Annotated in this window: 2 protein-coding genes; both read left to right on the forward strand. The window is 44.3% G+C overall.

Features of this window, described 5'->3' with window-relative positions; translation table 11 throughout:
• The first annotated feature begins 1 nt into the window (after position 1).
• Positions 2-1,246 carry a hypothetical protein gene (locus tag PSH54_RS19270; RefSeq protein ID WP_273606886.1) on the forward strand — a complete coding sequence of 415 codons (1,245 nt, stop codon included), beginning with the start codon at positions 2-4 and terminating at the stop codon, positions 1,244-1,246.
• Complete coding sequence (locus tag PSH54_RS19275; protein ID WP_273606887.1) at positions 1,236-12,206, forward strand: LPD38 domain-containing protein; 10,971 nt, start codon at positions 1,236-1,238, stop codon at positions 12,204-12,206. Before PSH54_RS19270 ends, PSH54_RS19275 begins: the two co-directional genes overlap by 11 nt.
• The last annotated feature ends 533 nt before the right edge of the window (positions 12,207-12,739 follow it).

Genomic DNA, 12,739 nt, shown 5'->3' on the forward strand with positions numbered 1-12,739 from the left:
TATGGCAGGCGCATTTGTAGATGGTGCATTGAAAGGCTTTGAAATGATGGAACGCCATCAAGCACGAAAAGATAATAAAGCCCGGTTAGCTGATTTGGATAAACGCAACGACCAACGCTATCAAGATAGTTTAGAGCGACAAGCGCAGTTAGATGAAGAACGAAAAAACAATCGCGAGCAGGATTTAAAATGGCGCGAAAGCCAGGCTAAAGCAAGCGAAGATTATCGCAATAGCACGCTTGAAGCGAACCAGCAGCAAAGGCAGTGGCAGCAAAACTACCAAACGCAGCAGGCGCAGTGGCAAAAAGACCAGCAAGCAATACCCGTAGCGTGGCAGTCGTTTAGAGAGACCGGCCAAGTACCAGAAGAATTAAGCGATGTACTTGCACGCAACAAAGGAATGGACCCGCGCACATATATGAAACCGGAATACCGCGAAGCGGTTAAAGGGCTTAGCGCAAAGCTTGATACGGTGATTAAAAGCGGAAACATGGCCGAGGCCAATTCACCTGAAACCATAAAGTTATTTAACGGTGTATTCAAAGACAAGATTAACTCATCCGTTGGTCAATATGACGAAACCGTTAAATCAAAAATTGCCAGTGTCGATTTTGCTGGTTTTGTGCCGGCAGAGCGTAAAGATGGCAGCGTAGCCCTGGCGTTACAAGTTACCTATGAAAACGGCGCAAAAGAAATCAAGCCAATGACCAAAGGCCGAACGTCTGAGGGTGATGATCCTGTAATGACGTACACGCCTAAAGAGTTAGTAGGCACTATCAAGGCGCGCGCAATGATGGCTGATATGATAGAGCGCCCCGAATATTGGGATAAAATGGGCGCAGAGGTTGCGGCTAACTTTGGCCGTGGCACAAAAGCCAGCTCAAGCCGTGGCAACGATTATCAAAAACAACTCAATTCTATTCAAGATGAAATGACCAAAGCCCTTGCCAAAATTGAGGGCGGTTCAGACTTGGATTACCTAGAAGATGGCGGCAGAGAAGCCGCGAAAAAGCGCGTAAAAGACCTATATCAGAGCCGCATTAATCAGCTTCAAAATGCTTATGGCATTGAATCATCAGGCGGTGATAACGGTGGAGGTGGTAGCCAGTCCAAATACACAAGCAAAATAGATGGTATTGATGCAGGCGGTGTTATCAAGAAATTTATGGAAGCCAACAAAAATCTAACTGAACAACAAGCTACGCAAATAGCTATCCAACAAGGATACTTATCAAATGGCCAATAAAATACTAGACCCATTTACTAATAAAGAAATCGAATTTATTGATCCCTTTGCAAAGCCAGAAGCCGAAGGCGGTATGTCTGCAGCGCTAGGGGCAGGAGTTGATAAGTTACAAGAGCTTGGCTATCGAGCCGTTAAGGGCTTTACTGACGTAGGTGTGCCAGAAGAAGAACAAACAGACGCTATAGGCCGCACTATAGGCCAAGGAGGCACATTATCTAAGTGGGCTCAAGAAGGGATTGACCGCAACGTAAAGGAGCAGGAATCATACGAGCCAACAGTTAAATCATATAAAGACATTGACGGCCTCAGCAGCTTGGCTAGCTATACTGGCGAGCTAGTTGCGGGCTCACTGCCTTACATGGCGGGTGCGGCTACCGGTGTGGGTGCGTTTGGTATGGCTGGCGGCTTAGCTAACGAAGCTTACGAAAAACAACCCGAAGGCGAAAAAGACGAAGTTAAAGCGGTTGCGTCCGGCGCCGGCCAAATGCTACTTGAGCGTTTAGGTATCAAGGTGAGCATGGGCCAACTTGGTAAAGATATTTTAAAAGATGGCGTAGTCGAAACAGCTAAGCGCATGGGGCGTGGTGAACTGGTTGAAGCTGTACGCGATCCAAGCTTTGCTAAGCGCATACTAAAAGGCGCAGGTGCAGAGGGTTTAACAGAAACAGGGCAAGAAGCATTAGCGCAATGGGGCGCAGGCAAGAGCATTGATGAATTTGAAGGCTTAGACGAGGCGTTTGTGGGTGGCGTTTTAGTGGGTGGCGTTATGCGTACCGGCTCAGAAACGGCACAAAAGGCTATGGGCTATCAACAAAAATCAGCAGAAACAGTTAAAAATGGTGCCGATCAGCTTGTTGAAGCAGGCGCAACGCCAGAAGAAGCGATTGAAACAGTTAAAAAGCAGCAATACGACTCAGCAATTAAACAAGGCTTTACAGAGGTTGAAGCCTCAGCAATTGTTGCCCGTACAATGAAAGAAAAATTTGGTATTGATGATCCTGTGTTTGCAGCCGCAGCAGAGCCGGCGAAAGCGCCAGAAGCAGAGGCCGAACAAGAACTTGAGCCACTAAGAACGGATGGTCATTGGACTAAAGAAGATCAAGATATACTTGATGAGTCAAAGGCGGAAGATGCAGAAAAAGCCCGACTCGCAAAAGAAAATATTAACTACGATGCGCCAACAGCCGCAAGGCAAGCAGGCTTTGATCAAACAGCAAAAGCAGCCGGCCAGTATGGTGATATGCTTACCAGCCCCGCGCAGCAATCGTTAAGAGATTTAGAGGCGGGCAACAATTCACCTACAGTAGACGAACGCGTAAAAGCCGCCGCATTTAATAAAGCGCCCACACCAGAAGATCGTTTTAGTCCTATAAAGTATCAGCACGAAGGCGAGCTATTAGGTCCAGACGCTAAAAACGCACAAGGCATAGAAAACGCACCAATAGACGGCCAAGTAATACCAGAGCAAGGCAAGCTACCAACAACAGAGCAAACTAAAAACCGTGAAATGCGCGAGCAAGCACAAGCGGATCTTGAGTCACAGCCTAAAGGCATTGCACAAAAAGATATTATTTTTGGTGAAGATGGCCGACCACAGCAACGCGCAGCAGAGCGTGTAAAACAAGCCGGTAAAGACTCGCAAAATTTATTGCCACAAAAAGATATTGTGTTTGCCGGTAACGAAAGCGGCGTTAATGTTGCTAAAAATGGTGAAGCATTTAAAACGAAACGCGATGCGCTACTAAGTAAAGAAGCACGCGCAGCACGCAGAGCCGGCCACAAAACAAAAGCGGTTAGTTTTGATAATGGCTTTGGCTGGACGATTAAAGGTGATGACGGCACCAAGCAGGATTCAGAGCAGGCAGCAGCGGAGCAAAGTCCTGAGTCTGATACAGTTGCGCAAAATGAACAGGGTGATCAAGCGCAGCCAGCCCAACAAGAAGGTGAAGCGTTATCGTTAAACGTTGACGCGGCACCAGGTAAAGATGAAGATGATAAAAACATTGCTGTTAATGATAAGGTTAACGGCGTTCAAGTTATCGACACGCCAGTAAGTGAACTATCATTATCTAAAGATATACCGCAATTTAAGTCGGGCTCAAATACTGACGGTGTTGTCGAGCCACTAACAGGTAAGTTTGATCCAGTGGGTATGTCACCGGTTCAAGTATGGGTGCGCAATAATGGCAACAAAGAAATAATAACAGGCCGTCACCGCTTTGATTTAGCAAAACGTGATGGTGTTGAAAATATACCGGCGCAGTATCACTATGAGTCAGACGGCTTTACCGCAGACGATGGCAAGCGCTTGGACGCAATATTAAACATTCGAGAAGATAAAGGGCAGGTAGAAGATTATGTCGAACTCTTTAAGCAAGACGGGATCACCGAGTCAGAAGCAAAACAATATGGGTTACTCGACAGAGCAACAGGGCGAACAGCGTTCAAAATCGCAAATAGTGCGACTAATGAAACAATTGAAGCACAGAGGACAGGGCGGATCAGCGCCCAAGCAGCCGAAGCAATAGCCGATGCTGCACCAGGCAATGAGCGTTTACAAGTATTAGGCATAAAATCAATTGCCGATGATCAGCGTTCAATTACGTTTGCTAAAAACTTAATTCACGCCGTATCGGCATTAGATGCTAATCAAGACCAAGGCGGACAGAGCGGCGACTTATTTGGCTTTGATGACTCAGCCATGCAAGAAGCTGAGCAAATGGCAAAAGTGGCCGCAACAAAGCAGCGCGAAATTAGAAACCGTTTGTCTGCTATCCGTGGAGCAGCTAATAAGCCAGAAATTGCCAAGGCCGAAGGTGTTAACGTTAAAAATCCGAAAGCCTTGAAAAAGCGCACAGACGAGTTAGCGAATGAAGTTAAAGCGTGGGATAACTGGCACACAAACCCTGAAATGGTCCAGCAAATACGCGACTCAATATCCGCACCTAATACCGCACCTATTACAGAAACAGCCGCAGAGCCAGAAGCCACAGAGCAAGACAGCGGTCCTGATCTGTTTGGTGATAGCGAGCCGGCTACATTTGACGCAAAAGACGATTTTATAAGTAAGCTTGAGTACACACTTAGAACAAACCCGTCTGGAAACGAATATAAATCTGTAGATGATTATTTAAAAGATATTGTAGCGGCTAGGTTTCATAATTTTAGCGGTAGAGATTTTGGCAAAGGACGCGACAGCGTTACAAAAGATGAATTAAGCTTAGCTAGAGGGGCTTATGACAGGCTGGTTTCAACGGGCGATATAAAGCCCGTTGCCATTAATGATAAAGAGCAGCCAGTAAGCGTTGAAGGCGTAAGCAAGCTAGACAATGCAGCGAGCGCAATTAGCGATAAGAAGCGCGAAGCAGCAGAGCGACTTAAAAAGCTGATTAACTCGCGCAAGGGCCAGTTTAACAGCGGCATTGATCCAGAAGTAATGGTAGCAGTTGCCGAAGTTGGCGCGCTATCTATTGCCGAGGGCGCAGTAAAATTTGCGCAATGGGCTCGCGATGTATTAAATACTACACGAGCAGTGGGCATTAAGGACGAGGACGTTAAGCCATTTTTAAAAGAGGCTTACGGTGCAATGAGTGCAAACCCTGAACGTTATAATATTGACGAAAGCACAGCCGACTCAATGGACTTGCCTAGAAGTGTGCGCAAGTTTGACATAAGCACTATAGAGAGTGAAAGCAATGTACCAACTACCGGCGAAAACTTGGAACAAAATAGCCAAGGCACCGATCAAAAATCAAAACCTGAAAACATTAATGATGATGAATCAAACGGATCTAAACAAAGCAATGGACCGTCAAAGTCAGATACTAAACAAGAGCAACGATCCGACAGTGAGCCTAGCCTATCAGCAAATGATGGTGCCTTACTTGGAGAGAGAAGCGTTGACGACTTATTTAACGCATCAGGGAATGTTAAGGGAACTGCAAATACTGGCAGTGCCGGAAACGATGGACGAAGCAATAGCGACAATGACGCTAGAGCACAGGCTGAACACGGACCAGCAACAGCAACTAACGAAGCTACTGAACGGTTAGCAACTGATCTACAGGCAGAGCAAACAGCCGCTAAAAAATCGCATAACGCTAAGTGGGGCAATGAGTCAGACATATTAAAAAGTGTGCCTGTACTTATGCCCGAGCAAGCAGGCGACATTGCTAAAATAGAAAACAGGTTTTTTGGCACCGAAAACCCTGGCACCGGATACCAAAACACAAACGGTACAGGCACAGGTAAAACCTTTGTTGGCCTAGGCGTGCTAAAACGCTTTGAGCAAACCGGCAAAACTAACGCGCTTGTTGCGGTTCCTAATGACGGCATAGCTCAGCAATGGGTTCAAGCAGCAAAAGAGCACTTTGGTTTAGATGTTTATTTAATCGGCTCAGATGGTGGAGCAAAAGCTAAAGATGCTGGCCGAGGCATTACCATTACAACTTACGCGACACTAGGCAGTAATGACCGATTAATCAGAGACCGCAAGGCGTTTGATATTATTATTGCCGATGAATCTCAAAACCTTATGGGTAGCCAGCAAGCTAAAGTAACCAATGCGCTAGATAGCTTGAGAGCACTAACAAACCATGAGGCGGGTTCAAATAGACGAGCTAAGGCTTATTTAACCGATGAAATCGAAGCGTTAGACAAGAAAATAAAAGCAAAGGCCAAGCGCTTTGAGGCCGATGGAGAGGAAAAGCCAAAAGCACTTGCAGAGGCGAAATCGTTTTATCAAAAAGACCTAACAAAGCTGCACGACAAAATAAAATCGCTCGCCTCTAAATTCAAAGAGGAAGGCCCAACCGATAGCAAAGTGTTATTCCTATCCGCTACACCGTTCCCTTATGTTAAAAACCTAGACTATGCCGAAGGTTATTTATTTAACTACACAGATTATGGCGACAAGTTTGAGGGTGGTTATGATAATGCCTTTACTGGTCGAAATGCGTTTTACATTCAAAACTTTGGGTATCGTTGGAGATACCACAAATTAAACACGCCAGGCGCGGACGTAGATCAAAGCCTTATGGAGCGTCAATTCCATGAGACCATGAAGGAAAAAGGCGTGCTTGGTGGCCGAACGCTTGAAGTAGAAGCAGACTACCGCCGAGACTTTATAAAGGTAGAGACCGCCGCCGGCGAAAAGTTAGATGATTTAATCGAGAAGTGGCGCGATCACTCAGTAGGTGGTGAAGCCGAAGGCGAAACAAGCGAGCGACCTTATTCAGAGTTGGCCGATATTCTTAATAAAACGTTCGACTACACACAAAAAATAAAACTAACAGAAGCAATAAAAGCCGAAGAAGCTGTAAACCGAGTTAAAGAGCATGTAAAGAAAGGCCGAAAGGTTGTGCTTTTCCATTCTTATAACGTTGGTGGTTCGTTTGACCCAATAGAAAAGGTTAGGCAGCTTAAACCTGAATTAATGGCGCAATTTGAATCAGAGTTCCCAGGCATGACCAATATAGACTTTGGCGTGTTGGCTCGTCCGCTTGACTTGTTTGCTGATGAGTTTGGTAACTCAGTAAGGTTTTACAATGGCAATGTGCCAGATAAAGCGCGTAAAGAGGCGAAAGACCTGTTTAATAAAGATAATAGCGGTGTTGATATTATCGTTGTGCAACAAGAGGCGGGCGAGGCCGGCATTAGCTTGCACGATATAACTGGCGGCAAACAGCGTGTATTAATAAACATAGGTATGCCAGTTAAGCCAACGCAATTTATACAGATAGAAGGCCGTATTTATCGTGTAGGTGTAAAAACAGACGCACAATTTGAAAACCTTACAACCGGCACTGCTTTTGAGCGAAACATTTTTGCTAGCAAAATAGCTGGTCGCGCCAGCACCGCAGAAAACTTAGCTATGGGTGAGTTTGCTAGAAGCTTAAAAGAAAGCATTAGTGAGGGCTATTTAGATGCTGCGTACCTTCCAGTTAAAGAAGATATAGGCAAAGGCGGTAAGGTTTCAGACAGACCAACAGAAATAAATAATTGGGATCGTGCTAAGTCTTTTTATTATGCAAACCTAAAACGAAATGCCGGCACAAAGAGCGCAGAAGGTGATGATTATTTTGCTACGCCTGAACCGTTAGGTAAAAAAATGGTTGAATGGTTACAGCCTTCACCGGGTAATAGACTGCTTGAGCCTAGTGTGGGCCATGCCGCTATTGGACGCTGGTTCCCTGGCACAACGAGAAATAAAGCAACAGAGAAAAGCTTTAAACTTACATCGCTAGCTCAAATGAACTTCCCTGGCGAAGTGGATAACATACCGTTTGAAGATTTAAACGTGATCAATAAGTTTGAAGGCATCCCTATGAACCCGCCATTTGGTAAAGGCGGCAAGCTTGCTTATGACCACATTAGAAAAGCAATTACCCACCTTGTAAACGGTGGCCGTATAGTTGCTTTAGTGCCGGACGGGCCAGCAGCAAACAAGCGTTTAGATGCGCTATTAACGGATGAAAAGTTAACGAATATATATCAAGCGGCTGAAATTGATTTACCAGCAGGCGTGTTTGATCGCGCTGGCACAGGCGTAAAAACTAAAATAATAGTGCTAGACCGCTTTGATAATGAAGCAGACGCGCCAGCTATGCAGCGTATTAGCTTTACCGGCGCAAAAGATATTAATGAACTATTCGAGCGCATAAAAGATGTTGAACTAAAGCAACGCAACCAGCCTACGGCAAAAGTGTATGATATTGATCAGTACATGGACGCATCAAGCGAGCCTACAACCAACCGTAAAGGCGAGTCTGTATTTAAAATACAGCTATACGGTTTCCTTCCTACTGATGTTAAAAGCGTTATAGACAAAGAGGCTGCTAGTGAGTTTGGCGCTATTCCTACGCGTGACGAGCAAGTTTATACGCTTGATAATGACGAGGCTAGACAAGACTTTGCAAAATTTATTGCGCAAACTATTGAAGAAGCAAAGGAGAGCGGCATTGAATTTAATTTCAGCCCTCCAAAGAAAAAAGTGCGTGTAGAAGGCCAGCAAAGCAACGAACACTTTGAAGCCACCGGTGAAACGTACACCACCAAGCGCGGCAAAGAGTTTTTAGTAACTGAAATGAAAAACCGCCAAGAGCGTGAAGTTTACTCAGCACTAAAAGAGCTTGCTAAAGAGTTTGGCGGCTGGGCTCGCGGTCAAAAATTCATGTTTAGCAACTTGGATGATATGACACAATTTAATGCGCAAGCTCAGAGCGTAATTAGCGGCGACAATGATATTAAGTTTTCAAAATCTAAAGTTAAGCAAAATGCAAAAGGCGTTAATGCGAAGCAAGCGCAAACAATTGCTGATGACTTTATCGAGAGCTTGAACGGCGCTAATGGGATTAAGGTGCGCATATTATCCACCACTGCCGAAGCAGAAAAAATGTGGCGCATGAGCCTTGACGGCGCAACTGTTAAGGGTGCCTATAGCGAAATGTCCAATACTGTTTATGTTATTGCTGAAAATATTGATAGCGAAACAGACTTAAAACAAACGCTAGCACATGAAACTATCGCGCATGGCGGACTTGATACCGTTATTGGTAAAGAAGCAAAACAAGCATTTATTGATCGCATTAAAAAGACCAAAGGCCGCAAAGCGTTTGAGCAGTATTGGAAAGATGCTAATAACGACTATTGGGATATGAGCGATGATGTAAAAGCAGAAGAAATTTTTGCTCGCTTTGTAGAAAACGAGCCAAGCAAAGGCGAAGTTAAATATTGGTGGAACGCGTTAAAACGCTTTATACGTAAGCAGCTAGATAAGCTTGGTATTGTTTATCGTGAAGATGACGAGTTGACAGCAATGCGTGAAATGCTTGAAAGTATAGTGAAAGGCTTTAAGGCGCAACGTGATCCTGCAGGCCAAAAGGAAAGCAATTTAGCTTACAGTCAATCGGGCAAAAAACTTAGCCGAACAACAGGCGGCGATACCGGCTTTAATGGCGAGATTAATAAGCCAATTAACATTGAAAAAGTTAAAAAGCCTATTAGCTGGGTTATAGATAATATAGATAACTTCGGTCAGTCAGATATTGAGTCCGTATTAAATCAGCTTGATTCTAACGGCTTTTGGAAGGGGACGGACTCTTACACTGCTAAGCAGGCTGTAAAATCATTAACGGCAGACTATTCTCCACTTGAAAAACAAGTTGTTAAAAATGGCTTAACGGTTAGAGATATAAGCCCTGTTTCAGCAGAGCTTGACGTTAAATCAAATAACTTTTACAACAACGACTTCTCTGATTTATCGCCTCAACTTAAAGATGACATTATCGGGTATCTTGAGAGGGACGGTATCAGCGATTATGAAGCTCATAAACTATCAGGGAGCACAGAGCCATTTAAGTTTAGTCGAACAGCCGAAGAAGATACCCGCACAGCAAAACAAAAGCTTGGACTTGAAGAACAAGCAGCAAAAACTTTTTCAGATATGGCTAAAGACAAAGTAAACGAAACCATTGATACGTTAAAGAGCTCGCCATTTTGGAACCGATTAAACGAAGGAATATTTGACGGCCTATCGGGCATTAAAAACGCAGAAGAAGCCGCCGGCGTAACCGACCCAAACAAGCAGGGCTATGTTAGCGCGCGCCTTGCATCCGGCTTGGCCGATGTACTACACGGCGTATTTAACTATGGCGCACCGCAATGGCGCGATGGGATAGTACAGCGCAAAGAAGGCACCAAAGGCTTACTAGAAGTGTTTGGCATGGTTGGCGATGATCTTAACAACTGGCTTGCATGGATGGGCGCGCACAGAGCAGAGCAGTTAAAAGCCCAGGGTAAAGAGAACAATTTAAGTGATGCTGATATTGCCGAGCTTAAAGCTTTAGCTAATGGTAAAGAGCGCTTGTTCGAGCAAACCAGACTTGAGTACAACAAGGTTAACTCAGCTATTCTTGATATGGCCCAGCAAGCAGGCCTATTAAGCAGCGCGCAACGCGCAGGGTTTGACGAGGAATACTACGTGCCGTTTTTCCGTGATATGGGTGAAACAGATCCAGAAATGGACGATATAAAGCGCATGATAGTAGAGCCACACACGCGCAAGGGTATTGCGGGCCAATCAGCGCAAATTAAAAAGCTTAAAGGCGGTACGCAATCAACCAAGGACTTGCTAGAGAATATTATAGCGAGACAAAGCACGCTAATTGATGCGTCATTAAAGAATAAAGCAATGCAAGAGGTTGTTAATAACCTTGATGGCACTGATTATTTAAAATCAGAAACAAGCGAAGATATAGCTAGCCTAAGCCAACAAGATTTAAACAAGCTTGGTAAAGTTAAAGTGATGGTTAACGGTAAGCCACAAGCTTATGTTGTGAGCGACCCAGCACTATTAAGAGCATTGATTCAAGTTAATGACATTGGCAGTCGCAGCTTGTTTAACAAAATAGGACGGAGCGCAAAACGCTTTTTAACAGCCGGCATTACATTGTCACCAGACTTTATATTTAAAAACTTTGTACGTGATGCGGCGCAAGCCTGGATGATCAACAAGGACGGTTTTACATTTGGCTCAGATAGCGCAAAAGGACTTAAAAAAGCATTCAAAGAGGATGAATCGTACCGCAACTTAATATTTAGCGGCGCAGCGTTCCAAGGTGGTTATATTCACGGTGCCGATCCAGAAGCAGGCGCACAACAAATGCGCCGAGCACTGAGAGCCAAAGGATTGACCAGTAAAGAGGTTGAGGGTTACATGGCTACTATTGTAACCAGCGGCGCTACTTTATTAGAAAAGTATCGCGGCATTAGTGACAAATTTGAAAATGCCAACCGATTAAGTACCTATGAGGCAGCTATAGCAGCAGGCAAAAGCAAGCGCCAAGCAGCATACGAAGCAAAGGATTTAATGGACTACAGCTTAAAAGGTAACTTTGCGTTAATCGGCACTATGATAGATATGCTGCCATTCTTTAACGCACGTTTACAGGGCATGAGCAAACTTGTTAGGGCAGCTAAAGCCAGTAATGACGATAGGGTATTGCGCGTGCTGAGTGCAAACCTAGCAATGAAAGGTGTTAAAGTCGCAGCGTTTAGCCTGGCATTGGCTTGGGCTAATGATGACGATGAAGAATACCAGCAATTGCCCGATTGGGATAAGGATATGAACTGGCATATTTTCGCATATGGTGAGCATATAAGAATACCTAAACCGTTTGAGCTCGGTATTGTTTTTGGCACCATGCCAGAGCGACTATTCCATTACGGAACGGGAACGCAAACAGATAAGGACTTAGGTAAAGCAGTTGCCAACGCAGTATTTAATACAATGGCATTGAACCCTATTCCACAAATGGTGTTACCTGCAGCGGAAGTTATGATTAACAAGTCATTCTTTAAACAGGCACCAATTGAAGGGATGGCCGATCAGAATAAGCAAGCAGAGGACCGCTACAACGCTTACACAAGTGACACGGCCAAAGCGATTGCTCAACAGTTTGGTGTATCGCCTAAGAAAGTTGAACATTTAGTTAAAGGTTACACTGGCACGATTGGCGGCTACGTATTAGGTGCAAGTGATATTGTGGCGCGCATGATAACAGGTAAGGTGGCGCCAGAAACACCGGTTAGTCGCTACCCAGTTGTAAAAGCGTTTTATCAAGGAAGTGGGCCAAAAACTAACACCAAGTTTGCTAATGACTTTTATGAAGCATTAGACGCGGCCAATCAGGCTTACGGAAGTTATAAGCGTGCAATGGAGCTTGGCGATACGGCAAGACAGCAAGAGCTTATAGAAAAGGACGGTAAAAAGTTACGCTCTAAAGCAACGCTTGCAAAAGTACAGCGTATGGTTTCTAAATTAAGGAAGGTGCAAAAAGCGATTAATGACAATGATAAATTAGACGCCGCTAAGAAGCGTGCAAAACTGGACGAGATACAGCGCAAGATAAATGCGATTTATCATAAGGCGTATGTCGCTTTAAACTTAGGCGAGTGGTAGAAATAAAAAGCCCGCTATAAAGCGGGCTTTTAACAGAGTATCGAGTCATCAACCAACAATAATATTATAGACAAAAATAAACGCGCCACAGCATAAGCCAAAAAACAATGCGAAGGCTTCTTGTCTTTCACGCCATGCCGCTGAGCCAATATTTAAGCAAAGCAAACTAAGTAACATGATAGGTATTCCTAGCAACCAGGTTACATGGGTGCCAATTGATAATCCTACGATCATACCTGCTAACATTGCCAATATGTGCATTTTTATAATTGCCTGTATTAATATTGCGTAATTAAGCTATAGTAGGTTGATCGTTAAGTCTACGAGAAATTTGCCGCCCAGCCCTTGAATTACACTTCCTAAATCACAATATTCTAGTCCATGTTAGTTGAATAACATTCGTTGTAAAATCTAAATGAGTACCAATTTGTGTACCAAAACGGAAAAAGGCAAGACCATGACACAAGAAAAAAACATTGAAAAACATGAGTTTGGTTCAGATACGGGCAAGCTATTAAACTTAATGATTCATT

This window comes from Pseudoalteromonas sp. Angola-30 (assembly GCF_028599215.1).
Lineage (GTDB): Bacteria > Pseudomonadota > Gammaproteobacteria > Enterobacterales > Alteromonadaceae > Pseudoalteromonas > Pseudoalteromonas atlantica.